This window comes from Pseudomonas sp. S07E 245, assembly GCF_019599025.1.
Lineage (GTDB): Bacteria > Pseudomonadota > Gammaproteobacteria > Pseudomonadales > Pseudomonadaceae > Aquipseudomonas > Aquipseudomonas shirazensis.
In genome coordinates, this window is the sequence record NZ_CP080625.1 from 4,015,524 (window position 1) to 4,036,933 (window position 21,410).

The 21,410-nt window shown below is 60.1% G+C and carries 22 protein-coding genes; 11 read left to right on the forward strand and 11 right to left on the reverse strand.

Features of this window, described 5'->3' with window-relative positions; genetic code table 11:
* Positions 1-80 precede the first annotated feature (80 nt).
* The 9 genes from tcyJ to K3F44_RS18605 all read left to right on the forward strand — a co-directional run bounded on the left by tcyJ (position 81) and on the right by K3F44_RS18605 (position 9,194).
* On the forward strand, positions 81-875 hold the full coding sequence (tcyJ, locus tag K3F44_RS18565) for a cystine ABC transporter substrate-binding protein (protein WP_101322570.1): 795 nt from the start codon (positions 81-83) through the stop codon (positions 873-875).
* Positions 872-1,540 carry a cystine ABC transporter permease gene (gene tcyL / locus K3F44_RS18570; protein WP_101322571.1) on the forward strand — a complete coding sequence of 223 codons (669 nt, stop codon included), beginning with the start codon at positions 872-874 and terminating at the stop codon, positions 1,538-1,540. Before tcyJ ends, tcyL begins: the two co-directional genes overlap by 4 nt.
* A gap of 2 nt (positions 1,541-1,542) precedes the next feature.
* A complete protein-coding gene (gene tcyN / locus K3F44_RS18575; RefSeq protein ID WP_101322572.1) occupies positions 1,543-2,298 on the forward strand; it encodes an L-cystine ABC transporter ATP-binding protein TcyN in 756 nt (251 codons plus the stop codon).
* A gap of 403 nt (positions 2,299-2,701) precedes the next feature.
* Positions 2,702-3,943 (forward strand): SfnB family sulfur acquisition oxidoreductase, encoded by a 1,242-nt coding sequence (locus K3F44_RS18580; RefSeq protein WP_220632762.1) that lies wholly within the window; start codon positions 2,702-2,704, stop codon positions 3,941-3,943.
* 128 nt (positions 3,944-4,071) lie between these two features.
* Entirely contained in the window at positions 4,072-5,262 is a 1,191-nt protein-coding gene (locus K3F44_RS18585) for an SfnB family sulfur acquisition oxidoreductase (protein WP_220632763.1), read from the forward strand.
* Positions 5,262-6,656, forward strand: coding sequence for an LLM class flavin-dependent oxidoreductase (locus K3F44_RS18590; protein ID WP_220632764.1), 1,395 nt, complete (start codon positions 5,262-5,264; stop codon positions 6,654-6,656). The genes K3F44_RS18585 and K3F44_RS18590 overlap by 1 nt, the downstream gene beginning before the upstream one ends.
* Positions 6,649-7,449, forward strand: coding sequence for a MetQ/NlpA family ABC transporter substrate-binding protein (locus K3F44_RS18595; RefSeq protein ID WP_181089013.1), 801 nt, complete (start codon positions 6,649-6,651; stop codon positions 7,447-7,449). The genes K3F44_RS18590 and K3F44_RS18595 overlap by 8 nt, the downstream gene beginning before the upstream one ends.
* A gap of 1 nt (position 7,450) precedes the next feature.
* Positions 7,451-8,560, forward strand: coding sequence for a methionine ABC transporter ATP-binding protein (locus tag K3F44_RS18600; protein ID WP_220632765.1), 1,110 nt, complete (start codon positions 7,451-7,453; stop codon positions 8,558-8,560).
* The gene (locus tag K3F44_RS18605) at positions 8,550-9,194 is read left to right on the forward strand and encodes a methionine ABC transporter permease (RefSeq protein WP_101322578.1); all 645 of its coding nucleotides are present in this window, start codon (positions 8,550-8,552) and stop codon (positions 9,192-9,194) included. The genes K3F44_RS18600 and K3F44_RS18605 overlap by 11 nt, the downstream gene beginning before the upstream one ends.
* Positions 9,195-9,329: 135 nt before the next feature.
* On the opposite strand, the gene dibA is transcribed toward K3F44_RS18605, so the two are convergent.
* The gene (gene dibA, locus K3F44_RS18610; protein WP_220632766.1) at positions 9,330-11,225 is read right to left on the reverse strand and encodes a phosphodiesterase DibA; all 1,896 of its coding nucleotides are present in this window, start codon (positions 11,223-11,225) and stop codon (positions 9,330-9,332) included.
* 145 nt (positions 11,226-11,370) lie between these two features.
* On the opposite strand from dibA, the gene desA reads away from it, so the two are divergent.
* The gene (desA, locus tag K3F44_RS18615; protein ID WP_101322580.1) at positions 11,371-12,552 is read left to right on the forward strand and encodes a delta-9 fatty acid desaturase DesA; all 1,182 of its coding nucleotides are present in this window, start codon (positions 11,371-11,373) and stop codon (positions 12,550-12,552) included.
* A 139-nt stretch (positions 12,553-12,691) separates the two neighbouring features.
* Positions 12,692-13,669, forward strand: a complete 978-nt coding sequence (locus K3F44_RS18620; protein WP_101322581.1) for a sensor domain-containing diguanylate cyclase — start codon at positions 12,692-12,694, stop codon at positions 13,667-13,669.
* On the opposite strand, the gene K3F44_RS18625 is transcribed toward K3F44_RS18620, so the two are convergent.
* The 10 genes from K3F44_RS18625 to K3F44_RS18670 all read right to left on the reverse strand — a co-directional run bounded on the left by K3F44_RS18625 (position 13,656) and on the right by K3F44_RS18670 (position 21,372).
* Entirely contained in the window at positions 13,656-13,871 is a 216-nt protein-coding gene (locus K3F44_RS18625) for a DUF3077 domain-containing protein (protein ID WP_150570550.1), read from the reverse strand. The two genes, K3F44_RS18620 and K3F44_RS18625, sit on opposite strands and share 14 nt — an antisense overlap.
* Before the next feature lie 188 nt (positions 13,872-14,059).
* Entirely contained in the window at positions 14,060-14,299 is a 240-nt protein-coding gene (locus tag K3F44_RS18630; RefSeq protein WP_101322582.1) for a hypothetical protein, read from the reverse strand.
* Between the two features lie 524 nt (positions 14,300-14,823).
* A complete protein-coding gene (locus tag K3F44_RS18635) occupies positions 14,824-15,441 on the reverse strand; it encodes a GAD-like domain-containing protein (RefSeq protein WP_220632767.1) in 618 nt (205 codons plus the stop codon).
* Positions 15,442-15,697: 256 nt separating this feature from the next.
* Positions 15,698-16,288, reverse strand: coding sequence for a GAD-like domain-containing protein (locus K3F44_RS18640; protein ID WP_220632768.1), 591 nt, complete (start codon positions 16,286-16,288; stop codon positions 15,698-15,700).
* Between the two features lie 74 nt (positions 16,289-16,362).
* Positions 16,363-16,695: a hypothetical protein gene (locus K3F44_RS18645; protein ID WP_150570532.1), complete on the reverse strand. Its 333-nt coding sequence runs from the start codon at positions 16,693-16,695 to the stop codon at positions 16,363-16,365.
* Between the two features lie 166 nt (positions 16,696-16,861).
* Positions 16,862-17,740, reverse strand: coding sequence for a PoNe immunity protein domain-containing protein (locus K3F44_RS18650; protein ID WP_220632769.1), 879 nt, complete (start codon positions 17,738-17,740; stop codon positions 16,862-16,864).
* Positions 17,741-17,879: 139 nt separating this feature from the next.
* A complete protein-coding gene (locus K3F44_RS18655) occupies positions 17,880-18,257 on the reverse strand; it encodes a hypothetical protein (RefSeq protein WP_224785597.1) in 378 nt (125 codons plus the stop codon).
* Between the two features lie 17 nt (positions 18,258-18,274).
* Positions 18,275-19,141 carry a hypothetical protein gene (locus K3F44_RS18660; RefSeq protein ID WP_220632770.1) on the reverse strand — a complete coding sequence of 289 codons (867 nt, stop codon included), beginning with the start codon at positions 19,139-19,141 and terminating at the stop codon, positions 18,275-18,277.
* A gap of 310 nt (positions 19,142-19,451) precedes the next feature.
* Positions 19,452-20,015, reverse strand: a complete 564-nt coding sequence (locus K3F44_RS18665) for a hypothetical protein (protein WP_310794576.1) — start codon at positions 20,013-20,015, stop codon at positions 19,452-19,454.
* Positions 20,016-21,042: 1,027 nt separating this feature from the next.
* The gene (locus K3F44_RS18670) at positions 21,043-21,372 is read right to left on the reverse strand and encodes a hypothetical protein (RefSeq protein ID WP_224785598.1); all 330 of its coding nucleotides are present in this window, start codon (positions 21,370-21,372) and stop codon (positions 21,043-21,045) included.
* Between the last annotated feature and the right edge of the window lie 38 nt (positions 21,373-21,410).

Sequence of the window (21,410 nt, forward strand, 5' to 3'; positions counted from 1 at the left end):
TTTTTTAGTATTTCATGAGCTAAACAGCCCACCCTTATAGTCGCCACCCACTACTTCCACCAAAAGCGCGGGGCCCTGCCATGTCGATCTTTGCCAAACCGCTACTCAATGCCAGCCTTGCCATCGTGCTTGGCACCGGTCTGTTCAGCCAGGCGTTTGCCGGCGAGCAGCTGCAGACTATCAAGGACAAGGGCGTGCTCAACGTCGGCGTCGAAGGCACTTACCCGCCGTTCAGCTTTGTCGATGACAGCGGCAAGCTGTCGGGCTTTGAGGTAGAGCTGTCGGAGCTGATCGCCAAAGAGCTTGGGGTCAAGGCCAAGGTCCAGCCGACCAAATGGGACGGCATCCTCGCGGCGCTGGAGTCCAAGCGCCTGGACGTGGTCGTCAACCAGGTGACCATCTCCGACGAGCGCAAGAAGAAGTACGACTTCTCCGAGCCGTACACCGTCTCCGGCATTCAGGCACTGGTGCTGAAGAAGAAAGAAAAAGATCTGAACATCAAGTCTGCAGCTGACCTGGCCGGCAAGAAGGTCGGTGTCGGTCTGGGCACCAACTACGAGCAATGGGTCAAAGCCAACGTGCCGACCGCCGACGTCCGCACCTATGAAGACGACCCGACCAAGTTCCAGGACCTGCGCGTGGGCCGCACCGACGCTATCCTGATCGACCGCCTGGCTGCGCTTGAGTACGCCAAAAAAGCCCAGGATACCGTTGCCGCTGGGGACGCCTTCTCGCGTCTCGAGTCGGGCATTGCCCTGCGCAAGGGTGAACCGGAACTGCTCGCGGCCATCAACCAGGCCCTGGACAAGCTGCGCGCCGACGGCAGCCTGGCCAAGCTGTCCGAGAAGTACTTCGGCGCTGACGTGACTAAATGATTGAAGAAAGCCTGCAACTGGTAGCCGACTCCGCGCCCTTTCTGCTCAAGGGCGCTGGCTACACCATCCTGCTCAGTGTCGGCGGTATGTTCTTTGGCTTGCTGCTGGGCTTTGCCCTGGCGTTGATGCGCTTGTCCAAGGTGCTGCCGCTGGACTGGCTGGCGCGTATTTACGTGTCGTTCTTCCGCGGCACGCCGCTGTTGGTGCAACTGTTCGTGATCTACTTCGGCCTGCCGCAGATCGGCCTTGAGCTTGACCCGATCCCGGCAGCGCTGATTGGCCTGTCGCTGAACATGGCAGCCTACGTTTGCGAAATCCTGCGGGCGGCGATCTCGTCGATCGAGCGCGGCCAGTGGGAAGCCTGCGCCAGCATCGGCATGACCCGCGCCCAGGCCATGCGCCGGGCGATCCTGCCGCAAGCCATGCGCACCGCCCTGCCGCCGCTGGGCAACAGTTTTATCTCGCTGGTCAAGGACACCGCGCTGGCGGCCACCATTCAGGTGCCGGAGCTGTTCCGCCAGGCGCAGCTGGTCACCGCGCGGACCTTCGAAGTGTTCACCATGTACCTGGCCGTTGCGGTTATCTACTGGATCCTGGCGAGCATCCTCGCCCACTTCCAGAACCGCCTGGAAGCACGGGTCAACCAGCATGACCAGGAGCGTTGAGCATGATCGTAGTTGAAGGCCTGACCAAGCGGTTCAACGGCCAGACCGTACTCGACGGCATCAACCTGACCGTCCAGCCCGGTGAAGTGATCGCCATCATCGGCCCCAGCGGCTCGGGCAAGACCACCTTTCTGCGCTGCCTCAACCTGCTCGAGACCCCCGACGCCGGACGCATCCAGATCGGCGACATCAGCATCGACGCCAACCGCTCGCTGGGTAACCAGCAGAGCGCCATCCGCCGCTTGCGCCAGCAGGCCGGGTTTGTCTTCCAGAACTTCAACCTGTTCCCCCATCGCACGGCGTTGGATAACGTCATCGAAGGGCCGCTGGTGGTCAAGAAGACCCCGCGCGCCACAGCCCTGGAGCTGGGCCGACGTTTGCTGGCCAAGGTCGGCCTGGCCGGCAAAGAAGACGCCTACCCACGACGCTTGTCCGGTGGCCAGCAACAGCGCGTGGCGATTGCTCGGGCGTTGGCCATGGAGCCGGATGTGATCCTGTTCGACGAGCCGACTTCAGCGCTGGACCCGGAACTGGTGGGTGAAGTGCTGGAGACCATTCGTGGCCTGGCCGAAGAGCAGCGCACGATGATCATCGTTACCCACGAGATGAGCTTTGCCCGGGATGTCGCCAATCGGGTGATCTTCTTCGACAAAGGGGTGATTGTTGAGCAGGGTGAGGCCAAGGCGTTGTTTGCCAATCCGAAGGAAGAGCGGACTCGGCAGTTTTTGCGCAAGTTTCTTGGGACTGCCGCCTCCTAGCGCCCTGCCTTTCGCGGCACTGGTCAGAATTGCTGGGGGCGCTACGCACCCCCGCCCCGGCAAGGCCGCTCCTACAGTGACCGCGCATGTCGATGGTACGCGGCCCCTGTAGGAGCGGCCTTGCGTCGCGAAAGGGCTGCAAAGCAGCCCCGATGTACTAAAACCAGCCGCAGTATTCAAACCCCCGCCGCCCGCCTAAGCACTTCTATCCATATTCCTAAATGATCGTTCTAAATTATTTGATAAGCCTTTAGGGTATATAAACCGGACCACCGGACCAGCACATGCGCAGCGCAACCACCAAGCGCCGCCGCCACTTTTTTGTGAGGTCAGGAATGGTCAGGAATGCAATCACCCCAGTGCATAACGCCAGGGCATTGAGTACAGCCAAGGAGCGGTACTAATGTCCAGCCAGGCACAAACCCTTCACGCCAGCGACCTCGACAGCCCGCCAGCACTGCTGCCGGCCAAGGTCCTGCGCAACGACGCCGAAGCCCTGCAAGCCGCCCATGAGCTGGCCGCAGTCGCTCGCGCAAACGCCTCCAAACGCGACCAGCAGCGCAAGCTGCCGTGGGCCGAGATCGAGCTGTTCACCCGCAGCGGACTGGGCAGCATCAGCATCCCCAAAGCCTTCGGTGGTGCCGACGTGTCCTTTGTCACGGTCGCCGAGGTGTTTCGCGTCATCAGCGCTGCCGACCCGGCGCTGGGGCAGATCCCGCAGAACCAGTTCGGCATGCTGCAACTGCTGCGCCTGACCGCCAGCGAAGCCCAGCAGGCGCTGATTTTCGGCTCGGTGTTGAACGGCTGGCGGATCGGCAATGCCGGCCCCGAGCGCGGCAGCAAAGACACCCTCACCCTGAAGGCGCGGATCAGCCGTGACGGCGACACCTATCGCATCAGCGGCGAGAAGTTCTATTCCACTGGCGCCCTGTTCGCCCACTGGGTTGCGGTCAAGGCGCTGGATGACGAAGGCCGCCAACGCCTGGCTTTTGTCCGCCGTGGCAGCCCGGGCCTGCGCATCGTTGACGACTGGTCAGGCTTTGGCCAGCGCACCACCGCTAGCGGCACCGTGCTGCTCGACCAAGTACCGGTGGAGGCTGAGCTGGTGATCGACAACTGGCGCCAGCGCGACCTGCCCAACATCCAGGGCGCGGCGTCGCAGTTGATTCAGGCAGCCATCGACGCCGGTATCGCCGAAGCAGCCATCGATGACGCGATCAGCTTTGTGCGCGAGAAGTCCCGGCCGTTTATCGACGCCAACGTCGAGCGCGCCAGCGATGACCCTTATGTGATCGCCGACATCGGCCGGCTCAAGCTCGAGCTGCACGCCGCCGAGGCGCTGCTGCGCAAGGCAGCGCGGGTGCTGGACGAGGTCAACGCTGGGGCCATCGATGCTGACGCCGCCGCGCGCGCTTCGATTGCCGTGGCCGAAGCCAAGGTGCTCACCACCGAGATCGCCCTGCAGGCCAGCGAGAAGCTGTTCGAACTGGCCGGCAGCCGCGCCACCCTCGCCGAGTTCAACCTCGACCGGCACTGGCGCAATGCCCGCGTGCACACCCTGCACGACCCGGTGCGCTGGAAATACCACGCTGTGGGCGCCTGGCATCTGAACGGCACCCGGCCTGCCCGACATTCCTGGATTTGAGGGCCTCTGGGGCTGTTTTGCAGCCCTTCGCGGGTAAACCCGCTCCCACAGGTGACTGAGCTGAACCTTGTGGGAGCGGGTTTACCCGCGAAGGGGCGCGAAGCGGCCCCAAGGCCCCGGAGAACACAATGAACGCAACTGTCATCCGCACTGACGGCGAGGCCCTGGCCGTCGCTGACGAACTCGCCAGGCAACTGCGCCGCGACAGCGCCCTGCGCGACCGCGAGCGGCGCCTGCCGCACGCCGAGCTGGAGCTGTTCAGCCGCTCCGGGCTGTGGGCCATCAGCGTGCCCAAGGCCTTTGGTGGCGCCGGCGTGTCGTATGTCACCCTGGCCAAGATCATCGCCCGGATTGCCCAGGCCGACGGCTCGCTGGGGCAGATCCCGCAGAACCACTTCTACGCCCTGGAAGTGCTGCGGGTAAACGGCACGCCCGAGCAACAGCAGCGGCTGTACGCCGAAGTGCTGGCCGGGCGGCGCTTCGGCAACGCCCTGGCCGAACTCGGTACCAAGACCGCCCACGACCGCACCACCCGGCTCAGCCGCGAGGGCGACGGTTATCGCATCAATGGCCGCAAGTTCTACTCCACCGGCGCGCTGTATGCGCAGCGCATCCCCACTTCGGTGATCGATGACGACGGCGTTCAGCGGCTGGCCTTCGTGCCGGCCGATGCGCCGGGCCTGCAAGTGATCGACGACTGGAGCGGCTTTGGCCAGCGCACCACCGGTAGCGGCTCGGTGGTGTTCGATAACGTCTGGGTAGCCGCTGCCGACGTGGTGGCGTTCCAGAGCGCATTCGAGCGGCCGACACCGGTCGGCCCACTGGCGCAGATCCTCCACGCTGCAATCGATACCGGCATCGCCCGCGCTGCTTTCGAAGACGCGCTGCACTTCGTGCGTACCCGCAGCCGGCCATGGGTCGATTCGGGCCACGACAAGGCCGTCGACGACCCGCTGACCCTGAAGAGCTTCGGCCAGCTGTCGATCCGCCTGCATGCCAGCGAAGCACTGCTGGAACGTGCTGGCGAATTCCTCGACCAGGCCGCGGCAGCCACGCCGGAGACTGCCGCCGAGCGGGTCGCCGCGGCCTCGATTGCGGTCGCCGAGGCTCGCGCCATCAGCACCGAAATCGCCCTCGCCGCCGGCACCACGCTGTTCGAGTTGGCCGGCAGCCAGGCCACCCTGGCCGAGCACAACCTCGACCGCCACTGGCGCAACGCCCGCGTGCATACCCTGCACGACCCGGTGCGCTGGAAGTATCACGCCATCGGCAACTACTACCTCAACGACGTCAACCCACCGCGGCGGGGGACGATCTGATGAGCAAGCAAATCCTCCTCAACGCCTTCAACATGAACTGCGTCGGCCACATCAACCATGGCCTGTGGACCCACCCACGCGACACCTCGACCCAGTACAAGACGCTGGACTACTGGACCGACCTGGCCAAGCTGCTTGAGCGCGGGTTGTTCGATGGCCTGTTCATCGCCGATATCGTCGGCACCTACGACGTCTATGGCCAGTCGGTCGATGTAACGCTGAAGGAGTCGATCCAGCTGCCGGTCAACGACCCGCTGCTGCTGGTCTCGGCCATGGCTGCCGTCACCCGCCACCTGGGTTTTGGCCTGACCGCCAACCTCACCTACGAGGCGCCGTATCTGTTCGCCCGCCGGCTGTCGACCCTTGACCACCTGAGCAACGGCCGGGTCGGCTGGAACATCGTCACCGGCTACCTCGACAGCGCCGCGCGCGCCATGGGCCTGGAGCAACAGCCCGAGCACGACCGCCGTTACGACCAGGCCGACGAATACCTGCAAGTGCTGTACAAGCTGCTCGAAGGCAGCTGGGATGACGACGCAGTGGTCGCCGACCGCGAGCAGCGGGTCTACGCCCGCCCCGACAAAGTGCGCAAGGTCGAGCACCACGGCGAGTTCTACAAGGTCGAGGGCTACCACCTCTGCGAACCCTCACCGCAGCGCACGCCGGTGCTATTCCAGGCTGGCAGCTCGCCACGCGGCCTGAGCTTTGCCGGCAACCACGCCGAATGCGTATTCATCAGCGGCCAGGACAAAGCCTCCACCCGTATTCAAGTCGACAAGGTGCGTGCCGCAGCCAAGGCGGCCGGGCGTGATCCGCAGGCAATCAAGGTATTCATGGGCATTACCGTGATCGTCGCCGCCAGCGAAGCCGAAGCCCAGGCCAAGCATGCCGAATATGTGCGCTACGCCAGCCCTGAGGCCGGCGTCGCCCACTTCGCCAGCTCGACCGGGATTGACTTCGCCGCCTTCGAGCTGGACGAGCCGATCGGCTTCGCCAAAGGCAACGCCATCCAGTCCGCGACCCGCCAGTTGCAGGACAGCGCCTGGACCCGCCGCCGCCTGCTCGACCAGCACAGCCTCGGCGGCCGCTACGTGACCCTGATCGGCACCGCCGCGCAGGTCGCCGATGAGCTGATCGGCTGGATCGACGAAACCGGACTCGACGGCTTCAACCTGACCCGCACCGTCACCCCGGAAAGCTTCGAAGACTTCATCGACCTGGTCGTCCCCGAACTGCAACGCCGCGGCCGCTACAAGACCGCTTACCAGGACGGCAGCCTGCGCGAGAAACTATTCGCCAGCGACCTGCCGCACCTGCCTGCCGACCATCCCGGTGCCCGCTACCGCAACAACACCCCAATCCCTGCCCCGACTGGAGCCCTGCACCATGCTTGATAAACTGTTCCGGCCCGTCGCGGCCGCCGTACTGTCACTGGCCATCAGCGCCAACGTGTTCGCTGCCGAGCCGCTTAAAGTCGGCACCACCGCAGCCTTTGCCATTCCCCTTGAAGCCGCTGTCGAAGAGGCGCACAAGCAGGGCCTGGAAGTGAAGCTGATCGAGTTCAGCGACTGGATCGCGCCGAACGTCAGCCTCAACAGCGGCGATATCGACGTCAATTACTTCCAGCACATCCCGTTCCTGGAAAACGCCAAGGCCGCTGCCGGCTTTGACCTGGTGCCGTACAAGCCGGGGATCATCAACAACGTTGGCCTGTACTCGAAAAAGTACAAGAGCTTTGCCGAGCTGCCGACCGGCGCCAGCGTGGCCATCGCCAACGACCCGATCAACAGCGGCCGTGGTTTGCAGCTGCTGGCCAAGGCCGGGCTGATCACGCTCAAACCCGGCGTTGGCTACAAGGCCACCGAAGACGACATCGTCGCCAACCCGAAAAAACTGAAGATTCTGCAGGTTGAAGCAGTGCAGCTGGTGCGCGCCTACGACGATGCCGATCTGGTCCAGGGCTACCCGGCCTATATCCGCCTGGCGAACACCTTCGATGCCACCTCGGCACTGCTGTTCGACGGCCTGGAAAACAAGGAATACGTGATCCAGTTCGTTATCCGCCCACAGGAAAAGGACGATCCTCGCCTGGCCAAGTTCGTCGACATCTACCAGCACTCGCCTGCGGTAAAGGCTGCGCTGGACAAGGCACACGGCAGCCTCTACCAGGCCGGTTGGGAAGGCTGACATGAGCAGCGCCAGCGCCCTCAGGGTGCCCACTGCCCTAGCCGTCCCGGCGCCCACCCGAGAGCAGGCGTTGCGGCCCGAGGTCAATCAGGCCCATGTGCGCTTCATCGGCCTGGGCAAGACCTACCCCGGCCAGGCCCAGCCTGCCCTGCAAGGTATCGACCTGAACATCCGCCGGGGCGAGATCTTTGGCATCATTGGCCGCAGCGGCGCCGGCAAGTCGTCGCTGCTGCGTACCATCAACCGCCTGGAACAGCCGAGCCAGGGCCGGGTGCTGATCGATCAGGTCGACATCGCCCCGTTCGACGAAGACCGCCTGGTGGGCCTGCGTCGGCGCATCGGCATGATCTTCCAGCACTTCAACCTGATGTCGGCGAAGACCGTGTGGGACAACGTCGAGCTGCCGCTCAAGGTTGCCGGCGTAGCCAAGGCCGAGCGCCAGCAAAAGGTTCGCGCACTGCTTGATCTGGTCGGCCTGGCCGACAAGCATCAGGTGTACCCGGCGCAACTGTCCGGCGGGCAGAAGCAGCGCGTCGGCATCGCCCGGGCGCTGGTGCATGACCCGGAAATTCTACTGTGTGATGAAGCCACCTCGGCCCTCGACCCGGAAACCACCGCGTCGATCCTCGAACTACTGCGCGACATCAACCAGCGCCTCGGCCTGACCGTGGTGCTGATCACCCATGAAATGGCGGTGATCCGCGATATCTGCCAGCGCGTGGTGGTGCTGGAGCGCGGTCAGGTGGTGGAGCAAGGCGAGGTCTGGCAGGTGTTCGGCAGCCCGCAGCATGCAGTGACCCGCACCTTGCTCGCGCCGTTGCAGGGCAAGTTGCCGGCAGCATTGCAGAGCAGTTTGCTGCCGACTGCAAGCAACCGCGGTGCGGCCCTGGTGCTCAAATTGGTGGTGTTTGGCGAGCCACAGTTATCCGGCTTGTTTGACGACCTTGGCGGTCAGGTCAGCCTGCTCCAGGGCGGCGTCGAAACCATCGGTGAACATGCGCTGGGGCGGTTGATCGTGTCAGTGCGGGGTTCAGCGCATGACACCCATGGCGTGCTCGAGCGCGCACGGCGTTGGGCAGATGATGTGGAGGTGTTGGGCTATGTGGACTGAGCGATTGCTGCAAGGCTTGTGGGACACCTTGCTGATGGTGGGCGTATCGTCGCTGGTGGCGTTGCTGCTCGGCATCCCGATGGCGGTGCTGCTGGTCACCAGCGACAAGGGCGGGATTTACCAGGCGCCGTTGCTCAACCGGGTGGTGGGCGCTTTCGTTAACCTGTTTCGCTCGATCCCGTTTCTGATTCTGATGGTGGCGCTGATCCCCTTCACCCGGTTGGTGGTTGGCACCACCTATGGCGTGTGGGCTGCCGTGGTGCCGCTGACCATCGCCGCCACACCGTTTTTTGCGCGGATAGCCGAGGTCAGTTTGCGCGAGGTTGACCATGGTTTGATCGAAGCGGCGCAGGCGATGGGGTGCCGGCGCTGGCATATCGTTTGGCATGTGTTGCTGCCCGAAGCGCTGCCGGGGATTGTTGGCGGGTTCACCATTACCGTGGTGGCGCTGATCAACTCATCGGCCATGGCAGGCGCGATTGGTGCTGGCGGCTTGGGCGATATTGCCTACCGCTATGGCTATCAGCGGTTTGACAGCCAGGTGATGTTGACTGTGATTGCCATGCTGGTGGTGTTGGTGGCGGTGATTCAGTTGGGCGGGGATCGGTTGGCGCGCGGGCTGAACAAGCGGTGACCGGATTGGGCCCGCTGCGCGCGCCTTTCGCGACACAAGGCCGCTCCTACAGGGACCGCGTATCCGGGTCGGACGCGGTCAACCTGTAGGAGCGGCCTTGTGTCGCGATAGGGCTGCAAAGCAGCCCCAAAAATCTCACCCCCACCCCAGATCCGCAGCGGGCACCGGCCGCCCAAACCAGTAGCCCTGCCCTAACTGACACTCCTGCGCCAACAAGAACAGCGCCTGCTCCGCCTGTTCGACCCCTTCGGCATGCACCTGCATGCCCATGCTCCGAGCCAGGGCGATGATCACCCGTACAATCGCCACATCATCCTCATCCTGCGGCAACCCCGAGACAAACCCCTTGTCGATCTTCAGCTTCTGCACCGGCAAGCGCTTGAGCCGCAGCAGCGACGAATAGCCCGTACCGAAATCATCGATGGCCAGGCGTAAGCCCAGCTCGCGCAAGCGATGCAGCTGCTCCAGCGCCACCTCGGGGTCTTCCATCACCGCGCTTTCGGTCACTTCCAACTCCAGCAGCGCCGGGTTCAAGCCGGTGTCGTGCAGCACCTTGGCCACCTGCAGATACAAATCCCGCTGAGCAAACAGCCGGCTGGAGATATTCACCGCAATGAAGTCCAGCAACTGCCCCGCGGCCTGCCATTCGACCATCTGCCGACACGCCTGGCGCAGCACCCAGCCATCGATCTCGGCAATCAGCCCGCTGGCCTCGGCAATCGGGATGAACTCACCCGGCGGCACCAGCCCGCGCTCGGGGTGCTGCCAGCGCACCAGCGCTTCAACTCCAACCATCTTGCCGCTGGCCAGGTCATGCACCGGCTGGAAGAACAGCCGCAGTTCCTCCTGCTCCAGTGCCCGGCGCAGCTCGGTGGCAATTTCCACCCGCTGCTGGGCATGCGCAGTCAGCTCTTCGGTGTACAACGCATAACCACCGCGACCGTTGCTCTTGGCCTTGAACAGCGCGGCATCGGCATTGCGCAGCAGCTGCGCGGCGCTGAGGGCATCGCTGGGGAACAGGCTGATGCCGACGCTGACCCCGATGAACAGGCTGTGCCCCTCGCAGCTGAACGGCTCGCGCATCTGCTCGATCAGCGTCTGCCCCAGGGTTGCCGCCTGGCCGACCTGCTGGCAGTTCTCCAGCAGCACGGCGAATTCGTCGCCGCCGAGCCGGGCCAAGGTCAAGCCCTTGTCCAAGGCCGCACGCAGGCGTTCGCCAACCAATTTGAGCAATTGGTCGCCAACCGGGTGGCCAAGGCCATCGTTGATGCTTTGAAAATGATCCAGGTCGAGCAGCAACAGCGCACAGCCGCGCTTGTGGCTCTGCGCCGCGGCCAGGGCCTGCTCGGCGCGATCATTGAACAGCAGCCGGTTGGGCAAGCCGGTCAGCGGGTCGTGGTGGGCGAGGTAAGCCAGCTCCTGCTCGGAATGCTTGATCGCACTGATGTCGCTGAATACCGCAACGTAATGGCTGAGCTCGCCGCTGTCGTCGCGTACGGCGCAAATCGTCTGCCATTGCGGGTAGATTTCGCCGCTTTTGCGCCGGTTCCAGATCTCGCCGCTCCACTGCCCCTGCTCGCGCAAGGTGGCGTAGATCTGCTGATAGAAGTCCGCCCCATGCCGCCCCGACTTGAACTTGCTCGGGCGCTGGCCGAGCACTTCGTCCTGCTGATAGCCGGTAATACGCATGAACGCGCGGTTAACGTGCACAATCAGGCCCTGCCGGTCCGTCACCAGCACGCCCTCCAGGGTGCTGTCGAACACCGCCGCTGCCATGCGCAGGCGCTCGCGGTCCTCACTGCGCAGGCGCGCGCCGATACCGATGAAGTTGAGCAGGCGCGCCCGTGAGATAAAGATCACCAGCGCACTGAGCAACACCCATACCAGCACATTGATGCAGCGCCCCAGGTACAACGCCAACGGATCCTCGGACAACTGTTGCAACAGCTGCTCACTGAGCACCAGCCACAGGATCGATAACACCACGTACAGCGCGGCCATGCGCAAGGCGTCGCGAACAGAACCAGTCATGTCGGGTACTAATGCCCTTAAAAAAAATTGGGGCATTATAGGGCCCGAAACATGTCTTGATGCATTCCCGCTCTGGTTTTATTTCCCGGTCAATGGATAATGCAAAGCGCAGTTCCCCCCCGCGTTTCCGAGGGCTTTTACATTTATGTGGTACTACGGCTTACTCGACCTGTCGGCCTGGCAACTGGTCGCGGTCACCCTGCTGATGACCCACGTGACCATCATCAGCGTCACGATCTACCTGCATCGCTATTCGGCGCACCGCTCGCTTGAGCTGAACGCCGGCCTCAAACACTTCTTCCGCTTCTGGCTGTGGTTGACCACGGCGCAGAACACCCGCGAGTGGACCGCCATCCACCGCAAACACCACGCCAAGTGCGAAACCGTCGATGACCCGCACAGCCCGGTCATCAAAGGCCTGAGCACCGTGCTGCGCAAAGGCGCCGAGCTCTACCGCGAAGAGGCGCAAAACCCCGAAACCCTGCGCATCTACGGCAAGAACTGCCCGGATGACTGGATCGAGCGCAACCTCTACTCGCGCTACAAGCTGGGCGGCATTGCCTTGATGGCAGTGCTCGACCTGCTGCTGTTCGGCACTATCGGTATTACCATCTGGGCGATCCAGATGATGTGGATCCCGTTCTGGGCCGCAGGCGTGGTCAACGGCCTTGGCCATGCCGTCGGCTACCGCAACTTCGAGTGCCGCGACGCCGCCACCAACCTGGTGCCGTGGGGCATCATCATTGGCGGCGAAGAGCTGCACAACAATCACCACACCTACCCCAACTCGGCCAAGCTGTCGGTCAAGCGCTGGGAGTTCGATATGGGCTGGGCGTGGATACGGGTGCTGAGCCTGCTGCGTCTAGCCAAGGTGCAGCGGGTCGCGCCAATCGCCCACCGCGTCGAGGGCAAGGCCAGCCTGGACATGGACACGGCCATGGCGATCCTCAACAACCGCTTCCAGATCATGGCCCAGTACCGCAAGCTGGTCATCGCCCCGCTGGTCAAGCAGGAGCTGGATGTGGTCGACGCCTCGCTGCGCCACCGCTTCCGCCGCGCCAAGCGCCTGCTCTCGCGGGAAACCAGCCTGCTGCAGGACCGCCACCACGTACGGATCGAGTCGATGCTCGCCCACAGCCAGGCGCTCAAGACCATCTACGAAAAGCGCCTGGCGCTGCAACAGATCTGGGCGCGAACCAGCGCCAATGGCCACGACATGCTCGCCGCCATGAAAGACTGGGTCCACGAAGCCGAGGCCAGCGGCATCCAATCGCTGCGCGATTTCGCCAGCCAGCTGAAAACCTACTCGCTGCGCCCAACCGCCTGATCCCCGTTGATCGGCATGCCCTGTTCTGGGGCATGCCGAGCGGAACTTCACCCCACCTCCTTACTCAAATCCGGCACATCGCCCGCGTGGCGGGCCGGATCGTGGCCGCACGCCCTCAGCCGAGAATCGCTCCGTGCACATGGCCAAACACATACAGCCCCGCGACCCGCCACCTGCCGCTGCGCAAACCCTGCTCGCGCTGTTTCATGCGCAAGGTGAAGTGGCGCGCCTGAGCGAGCGCGAGCAGCTGTTCAGTTCCCTGCTCGAAACCGTCAACGCAGTGCTCTGGGCGTTCGACTGGAAAACCCGCCAGGTGCTCTATGTCAGCCCCGCCTTCGAGCGCATCTTCGGCCGCCAGGTCAGCCGGGTGCTGGCTGACTTCAACGAATGGCGCGACAGCATCTACCCCGACGACCTCGAGTACGCCGAGCGCAGCCTGGCCCAGGTGCTGCTGCAGGGCGCTGTGGAAGACCGCGAGTACCGCATCATCAACGCCGCCGGCGAAATCCGCTGGTTGAGCGACAAGTGCTATATCAACCAGCAGCAGAACGGCGACCGCGTGATTGTGGTCGGCATCGCCGAAGACATCACCGAAAAGAAGCAGCTCGAAGGCGAACTGCAGCGTCTGGCCACCACCGACGTGCTGACCCAAAGCAGCAACCGCCGGCACTTCTTCGAGTGCGCCAACCAAGCCTTTACCGCCGCCCGCGAAGACGGCACGCCGTTGTCGTTTCTGCTGCTCGACATCGATGACTTCAAACTGATCAACGACACCTATGGCCACCAGCAAGGTGACGAGGTGCTGCAGCACATCGCCGACAGCGGCAAGGCCGTACTGCGCCGCGGCGATGTGTTCGGGCGGATTGGTGGTGAAGAGTTTGCTGCAGTGTTCCCCGGCTGCGAGGCCGAGGTCGCCGAGCAGATCGCCGAACGCCTGCAGCGCGAGATCCAGCGCCTGAGCTTCAGCCATGGTCAGGAACGTTTCGGCGTGACCATCAGCCAGGGCCTGACCAGCCTGCACGACGACGACCTCAGCCTGGACAGCCTGTTCGCCCGTGCTGACGCGGCGATGTATCAGGCCAAGCGTCTGGGCAAGAATCAGATTATTTGCGGCTGACCAGAGCCTTGCGCAGTCCCAACTCCATATCGTCGATCAGTGCTTTGGCCAAACCGCTGAGAATGCGCGCCGCACTCCCCGCCTGCCGGTCATTTTCCATCTCTGCCTCGGTGGTCAGATGGCGGATGCAGCCGAGCATGACCGACAACTCCGAGAAAGCCTGCTCGAACGGCACATCGCCCTGCACGGCAAACAACGCCAGACATTGATCTTGCGCGCCCTCCTGTAGGAGCGGCCTTGCGTCGCGAAAGGCCCGCGAAGCGGGCCCGGCAATATCAGCGGCGGAGCTGAAATCTGGGGCCGCTACGCGACCCTTTCGCGACACAAGGCCGCTCCTACACAGATCGCAGCACATGCTTTCAGCGTTGGTGGATTGAGTGGGTTCGTCCGTCATGGCGCCACCTGCTTGGCCACGGCGTGGTCGATCAAGGCCCGCATCAGTTGGTTGAGGATATCGACGTTTTCCAGCAGGTAACTGTCGACGCCGATGGGCTCGGTGCCGAGGTAAGCTTCGAGGGTGCGGTTCATGCAGTCCATCAACTTGGAAACCTGGGTGAGAGCCTCTTCGCGGCTCAGGTCGCTGATGACTGAGAAGTAGGAAATTGGGGGGTCGGGGACGATCTTTTTCATGGACAACCTCACGTCAACTTGAGGGCTGTCACCCGTCCTTTCTCACGGGAATTGGGTGGCAGCTGCGCGCGGGGTGAGAAACCGAGGACGTGAAAACCCGGCCAGACCGAAGTCTGCCCGCGCACAGCTACCATGACGGTTGCCGCATTCACGCTTTCGGGTTCTCACACCCGGTCACCAAACCTGGCGACCCCGTGACGTTATCCCTGAGACATTTCCCCGACAACAGAGCTGCTTCCGCAAGTCGCGTAGGATAATTCCCAAGCTACCCCGATTAGAAGCATTTGGTTTCAAGTTCGGAAACGTCTTACGCAAACACCCGCAAATCTATCGCCAAGCACCCTCCCTGTAGGAGCGGCCTTGTGTCGCGAAAGGCCCGCGAAGCGGGCCCAGCGATATCAGCGGTGAAGCTGAGATCTGGGGCCGCTGCGCAGCCCTTTCCGACCGGTCCGGCGCCCCGGCAAGGCCGCTCCTACAGAGACCGCACACTACCCGGTACCAACACTAGGCTGCATGCCACCAACTCAGCCATGACTAAGCTGATGCAAAATCATCAGATGAACACTCATGTCCATTTTTTGAAGGCTCTCAATCCGCGCTTGACCGCCCGCACTCAGCGCTGGCACGAATCCGTACATTTCGGATTCGCTGAGCGGCCCTAGCCTTTGCACCGCACGCTCGAAGAGATAGTTTTCTTCGATATCTTCGAAATCAAAATCATCAGGCTCGGCCATGGCAAAGAAAACACCCAAACTCCGATCTGGATCGGGATTCGGCGTGTGAACCTCACCTTTCATGGCCAGTACCCAATTGTCCGCGCAAGAGACGGTGACCTTGCGATGATAGCGCTGGCCCCACAGGTAGAACGTGCCAAAGCCCGTGCGGCCGATAACGTGATAATCATCGATATCTGCCAGCTCGCTACGTTTGATCCACTCGCGCAACAGCGGCGTGTACTCATCCGGATCAACCGTCCAGAAACGACCGCCGGCATAACCCGCCCAACCTTCCTGCTGCCAATAGGCCAGCAAACGATCAGGCAAAACGCCGCGATACTTGTCGATGCTCGAAGCCGGCACCTCACGCCGCGAGGTGGCCTCGCCCATATTGTCGATGAACAGCTCGAGGTATTCGTCTCTCATGATGTAAGCGTCCTTGGCCTTACCATCCGGGATCAAATTCTAGGTATTTGCACCCCGCGTACTGCACTGGTGCGCGGTCTGTGTAGGAGCGGCCTTGTGTCGCGAAAGGGGTGCGCAGCGCCCCCAAAAATTCCAGCTCCGCCGCTGCCATCGCCGGGCCAGCTACGCTGGCCTTTCGCGACACAAGGCCGCTCCTACAAAGGCCTTGCCGCCACTGATATCCGCACCCGACATCACAACGCTCGCAGCCATCACCTCACCAACGCAACTGATCCAGAATCATCAGCTGCTCAACCATCTTCACCTTCACCATATGCTCAAGGTCAGCCTTGCCGCCAATGCACAGCGCCGGTTCGAAAGCATACATCTCGTCCTCGGCAACCGGCCCCAGCTTGGCGAGTGCACGCTGGAACAGCGGCTTGCCGTGGCTATCGTCAAAGTCCAGGCTGTCACGTCGGGTAGAACCGAGAAAGATACCGAGGCTGCGGTCTGGTTGTGGGTTGGGTTTTTGCAGCTGGTTTTTCAGCGCGACAATGCCGCCAGCCAAACTCGATACAGTGATCTTGCGCTGATAACGCTCGCCCCAGGCATACAGCGAACCGAAGGCATCCCTGGCAATCACGTGGTAATTGTCGACCTCAGCCAGGCCGCTGCCTTGCAGCCACATATCCAGCGTGGCCTTGTATGCATCTGGGTCCACGATCCAGAACAAGCCATCAGCGAAAGAACACCAGCCTTCTTCGCGCCAGTAGCCCAGCAATGCAGGCGGCAGTTTTGACTGGTATTTGTCGATGCTCGCTGCAGGCACCTCACGACGTGAGGTGGCTTCACCAAGGTTGTCGATCATTGACTGGAAAAACTCATCCCGCACCGGTTAAGCCCCCTTGATCCGTTTGCAGATGACGTACCGGCCGCCACCCATCATTCGTATTTGAAGTCTGCCGCAAACTTGCCGGTCTGCAGATCCAGCTTGATCATGCAGCGTGTCCAAGGTTTGCCTTGCTCGAACAAATTGTTGCCAGCGAAATACGCCCGCAACTTTATCAACAAGAGGCGGATGTCGTGATCAACCCGCGCAGGTTCAGGCACGAACCACTGCGGCTCACTCCCCTCGGTCTGATAGTCATAAAACAGCTTGGCGTGGTCGCCGGTCGGCGACAGCTCTACCTCAACAGAAACCCACTGAGCCTGCTGGGGCGCGATCGCCGAGAGTATTTCACCCAAGCCCTGGTAAATTCCCTGATCTGTACTCATAAGCCCCCAGAGTGTTCGCTACGTTTCGACCCACTGCCTGCTGGCAAAGTCCGGATGACTCTTCTCCCTAGTCACCAATTCGACTCTGACAAAGACGGCACCTAACCGTAGTCCGGTCTTCCCTTGCGCGTTTGAGCGCACCTTGCAACCAGGCGTGGACCGGTCCTTACCTATCCTCAGCGCCGAAAAACCTGGTCCAAAGGCCGCGCCTTTGGCTGCTATCCTTGGCCACTACCATCACCTCTGCAGCGGGCTCCAGCAGGTCGCGCGGGTAATGCTCGTGGCCACGGCACAGCGAATCGTCCAGACCGAACGCCTTGACGGCAGCAGCCGCCTCAATACACCAGCGGCCAAAGTAAGCACCACCTGCGAAATTCTCGTCGCCATAACGGTACCAGTAAGGATGCTTGAAGGGCGCTGCTTGCTTCTTAGTCCCCGAACGAGCACCGCTGCCAACTTCGGCATACCAATGCGCGACAAATCCCTTAAGGAGCGCGCCTTGCTGGCCAGGAGGCGCATCGACAGCTGCAAGCAACCGAGCATACGGTTTGGGGTAAAGCAGCACAGTACCGATCCGACGTTGCGGGGACCGGGTAGCGATAACGCGGTCGAGCAAAATGTCCTCGCCCTCATTGTCGATCAGCGCCAACAGACGCAGCCACTGCTCGTCGGGGATATCGAGCGTCAACGCCAAGCCGACGAGCCAGAAACACACAATGTAATGATCGTAGTTGACCGCCCACATGGTGCGGCTTGTCACCTGCTGCGCAGTCCACTGCTCCGCGCCCAAGTGCTGTGATCGCTCCCAGGCGTCAAGCAAACCCGGAAAGTACCCTGCCAGCTCTGCCACCGGCAGGCCCGCAGAATAGCGACGCAGCATCTGATGCCAATGATCCTGGGCCAACTCGAACAGATACTGGGGCGCATAACTCGGGTCGCCGAATGGACGACTTGCAGTGTCCCAGCCGAGGGTGATGGATTCGTCACCAAAAGCGACCCATTCTGACCAATAGGCCGGATCACCCAACGGCGCGCGCTTGCTCATCATTTGCTCCCTAATAATCTGGAAGTGGCCGTCGGGTCCTTTCGCTCCCAGCCATCACCTCACCGACGCAACTGCTCCAGAATCATCAGGTGCGCATCCATGTTCTACTTAAATCGCCTAGAGCTTGTTTCGACCCAGCTTAAAATTTGATAAAGGTAAAGACCTCTCTGAATAAATTTTCAATGTGCGGAGAAGCGCCGAGGTGGGTAAGCGCTTCGCGGGTGGTAATAGGCATGTCATAAGGTTTGAAACCTCGACGAACAGCGATACCGTATAGAGCGTATTCGTCGCTATCTGAATGTTCCCAATGAGGCACGTAGCCAATCACCTTATAGACCTTAAAAATCTCATCTTGAAAACCCATCAGATCATATAGGTAACTTGGCGCATTATTTAGCGACAATGCTTGAGCGCACCATATGTTGAGCTCATCTTTGCTGATAGCAGTGCAGAACAAACATGCAATCACAAAAGCCAGCAGAACATCATTGAAACCATCAACTTTAATAGCATTCACACCCCACCCCATGGCCTTTAGCCGAAGAACTTTCTGTAGGCCGCCTCAACCTTTACAGAGACTTCATCAGGCTTGAAAGTAAGATTCTCCAATGCAGCCACATCAACAGATAACAAGGGATGAGCAACTGCAGGCGACTTCAACCAGCACTGTTGGCGAACCTTAAAAATTGCAAAAACCTCCAAAGGCAGCAAATCAAATGGTGGGTTTTTGAACTCCGGGTCCCAAGCCCCGCCCTTATCTTCGGAGTTAGCCAAGTGATATTGGCACACCGCGTCCAGTACACCGGCAAGCCTTTGCTCATCTGCCCAACTGTCTATCACTTCCTGGTAAATGCCGAGATCCATAGACTCAATCAGGGCAGGTGTGCTCCCACCCGAATAGACGGAATAGAGCCACAGCATGAAAGGCTCGAATCGACGCTCTTTCAGATAGGCGGGATCAACAGCTCCATCAACAGTTAACATGCCGACAAGCACGTCGGCAACCGACTCCGCTAGATCATGCCTATCCGCAGCAATGAAACCTGCAAGTAAGCAACCTGCATTGCTCAACTGATTGGTCAGATTCGGGGCGTTTCTAATGCCTTGAAGAAAGCTCGTATTAGAAAAGTTCTTGGCTCTGAGCATGAGCACCCAATAGCGGTACACCATCGCGCGGGATACTTCCTCCCAGCCAGAAATATCACCGGCATAAATGGAAACCTCTCCCTGTATACCGTGACAAACTGCAAGCATCCCCAATGAATCAGACACATTGCCCAAACCCTCCAAGGAGTCACGGGCAAGATCTTCTTCAAGGTACTCAAGCTCTTGAGCCACCATCCCATCAGACTGAGACAGCCAGTGGCGATGCTGCTCAAGGATTCTTCCTATTTTTTTCATTCTGGCACGCTCTATCAGTCAATTACGCGCCCAAGGTGAGACCCGCAATACTTCACCCTGCCGCAGCTCTGGCTGCTGGCGGCCGCACCGGCGCAGGCGAGGATGCCGTGTAGGGCGGCGTGCACTGGCGTGTCTTCGACCAAGGTGCCGTCGGCTTGTCATTGAACCCGTGCTGAACATCAGAAAGTTGATATGCGCTCCCTACTCTTTTCTTGGCGTTGGCTGAGTTAGCAGATATCTTGAGTCTTACAGGCCGGTGTAGAGGGTGCCAGATCAGGTCTGAGACTTTTACATTATGTACCTGCAGGCCTCATTCATGAATTACACAAATAGCTGTAATGAGCTGGTTCGGCTGGTCCTCCAGAGGTGTCCCCCACCCCGTAACTTCAATGACTCCATAATCACGGCCGGTATAAAACCACTCCTCGGCCTCATCAAACTCCAGGCTAGTGAATGGCAAAATGTCAGACACATGACTTCCTAGGCCTATATACCCTGACAAAAGCCCCTTGTAAACAAATTTGTGTGCAGGCTCGCATGGAAAGCTAAAATCATAAACCTTAATTGCGCAAATCCTGTCGTTACGTATAAGAATAGATAATGCAGGAACCCCTTGCCTTAACTCGCCGACGACTTCATCCTCAAAAACTGAAAAAGAATAACCACCATTACCGCACTCATCCAAACCATACCCGCTCAAACGAAGATCTGGCGACCCTTCAAAGCTATACCGCGAAGAGTTCTCATCAGTCAAATATCTCGAAAGCATCGCCTCCAAACCAACAACACTGGCATGCAACGGTATTCCTGCAAGTGATACACCAGGAATAATGGGAGCATCCCAAACTACAGAAAAACTATCGAGCGATATCATTTGGAAATCCACGCATTGGTGGCAGGGTTAAATTTCACTTCCTGACCCTGCGGATTAAAGTATGTCGTATTTGCATCATACATGGACTGAGAGGGCCCCTGAAATGTCGATCTGTAGCTCGCAGATTCAATAACCTTAGCCTTACCACTATCAACGCACGTAATTTTATAGCACTTACCCAAATATGTTTATTTAACCGTGGCACCAACAACACCGGGCTATATTGAACCTCTCTAATGCAAGTTGTGCCACATCCAACTTTGTACACATGCGCATTGCCAGACGATCCAGCTTTCGGCGGCGTATATGTCAGCGCGGCACCATCCATTTTGAACGACTGCTCAATATCATCTGTGGATTCCCCCCAGACATTCGCCGGAGCTTCCACCATATGTCGAGAAATTCAGCCCTGCGCGGCAAGGTATTCCCGCAGTCCTACCGTTACTGGTATGGAATCCGCGCCAGCGATGGGCATAGACAGATTTGAACTGAGCGTACCGCATTGCTTTTTTCTTAAGGAGGCTTGTGATCTTTTTCACCAACCCATCAACTATCGTTCTGATCCAAAACCTTCACCTCGCGCCAATAAGCACTTTCTGGTAAAGGCCGACCCTGATGGAATCGCGAGAAAACCTCGATTACATCGTCAATATTAAACCACTCATCTTTTTTAATTGAACTCGCCCTGCCCCAAATGACAGTCAACTCCCATCTTCAAAATTTGTACTGGAATTCGAATGACATCCCCTAAACAGAGGTTTACTTTTTGCGTCATACATCTCAATAAAGCAAGCGAATCTGCCTCCTGCCACTTGCACATAATTACCGTCGTCGTCAGTTAAGCAGGCGTATGAGCTAGGACCATAGCTTTTTAATTTCTTTAATATGTTTACAAGCTGGGACTGATTGACGTCAATGATTGCGGGACTATTTTCGACTTCGAACTTCATATAGCCCACCTTCATCGCACCTAATGTGCCGCAGCAATATAGAGAATTTCCGCCGGCACGCGTTCCAGGTGCCAGTCCTAATTGAAGTCATAGGAATTCTTCTGGCTCTCTTTACCGGTTTGCCAAGTGTGGCGGTCGCACGCGGCCAACAGGCAGGGCATCAGGTCGTCGGAGCTAGACGCGCGCCACTTGGCCAACAAGGCTTCGTAGATGGGTTCGTCATAAGCATAAGCAGGCCATTGATGCGAGACATCGCCCACCCAATCGGCAAACACACGCAGCATGAAAGGCTGAGCGCGGCGGTGCCGCTCTTCGTACTCGATTACCAACTGATGCCTGCGAATAAGCGCCGCATGGGTGAGATAGCCCTGATGGATGACGGCAGGCTTCCAACCCAAAATCGCCAATTGCGCCCATCATGTTAGTATCGGTTTGGATGCTGTAA

Excerpts from the sequence above, each read along its gene's own strand:
- K3F44_RS18650 (WP_220632769.1), bottom strand. The coding sequence starts at position 17,740 with ATGAGCAAGCGCGCGCCGTTGGGTGATCCGGCCTATTGGTCAGAATGG.
- K3F44_RS18600 (WP_220632765.1), top strand. The coding sequence starts at position 7,451 with ATGAGCAGCGCCAGCGCCCTCAGGGTGCCCACTGCCCTAGCCGTCCCG.
- K3F44_RS18645 (WP_150570532.1), bottom strand. The coding sequence starts at position 16,695 with ATGAGTACAGATCAGGGAATTTACCAGGGCTTGGGTGAAATACTCTCG.
- tcyL (WP_101322571.1), top strand. The coding sequence starts at position 872 with ATGATTGAAGAAAGCCTGCAACTGGTAGCCGACTCCGCGCCCTTTCTG.
- K3F44_RS18590 (WP_220632764.1), top strand. The coding sequence starts at position 5,262 with ATGAGCAAGCAAATCCTCCTCAACGCCTTCAACATGAACTGCGTCGGC.
- K3F44_RS18640 (WP_220632768.1), bottom strand. The coding sequence starts at position 16,288 with ATGATCGACAACCTTGGTGAAGCCACCTCACGTCGTGAGGTGCCTGCA.
- K3F44_RS18660 (WP_220632770.1), bottom strand. The coding sequence starts at position 19,141 with ATGAAAAAAATAGGAAGAATCCTTGAGCAGCATCGCCACTGGCTGTCT.
- K3F44_RS18665 (WP_310794576.1), bottom strand. The coding sequence starts at position 20,015 with ATGATATCGCTCGATAGTTTTTCTGTAGTTTGGGATGCTCCCATTATT.
- K3F44_RS18580 (WP_220632762.1), top strand. The coding sequence starts at position 2,702 with ATGTCCAGCCAGGCACAAACCCTTCACGCCAGCGACCTCGACAGCCCG.
- K3F44_RS18635 (WP_220632767.1), bottom strand. The coding sequence starts at position 15,441 with ATGAGAGACGAATACCTCGAGCTGTTCATCGACAATATGGGCGAGGCC.
- K3F44_RS18585 (WP_220632763.1), top strand. The coding sequence starts at position 4,072 with ATGAACGCAACTGTCATCCGCACTGACGGCGAGGCCCTGGCCGTCGCT.
- tcyJ (WP_101322570.1), top strand. The coding sequence starts at position 81 with ATGTCGATCTTTGCCAAACCGCTACTCAATGCCAGCCTTGCCATCGTG.
- K3F44_RS18630 (WP_101322582.1), bottom strand. The coding sequence starts at position 14,299 with ATGAAAAAGATCGTCCCCGACCCCCCAATTTCCTACTTCTCAGTCATC.
- desA (WP_101322580.1), top strand. The coding sequence starts at position 11,371 with ATGTGGTACTACGGCTTACTCGACCTGTCGGCCTGGCAACTGGTCGCG.
- K3F44_RS18620 (WP_101322581.1), top strand. The coding sequence starts at position 12,692 with ATGGCCAAACACATACAGCCCCGCGACCCGCCACCTGCCGCTGCGCAA.
- K3F44_RS18595 (WP_181089013.1), top strand. The coding sequence starts at position 6,649 with ATGCTTGATAAACTGTTCCGGCCCGTCGCGGCCGCCGTACTGTCACTG.
- K3F44_RS18605 (WP_101322578.1), top strand. The coding sequence starts at position 8,550 with ATGTGGACTGAGCGATTGCTGCAAGGCTTGTGGGACACCTTGCTGATG.
- tcyN (WP_101322572.1), top strand. The coding sequence starts at position 1,543 with ATGATCGTAGTTGAAGGCCTGACCAAGCGGTTCAACGGCCAGACCGTA.
- dibA (WP_220632766.1), bottom strand. The coding sequence starts at position 11,225 with ATGACTGGTTCTGTTCGCGACGCCTTGCGCATGGCCGCGCTGTACGTG.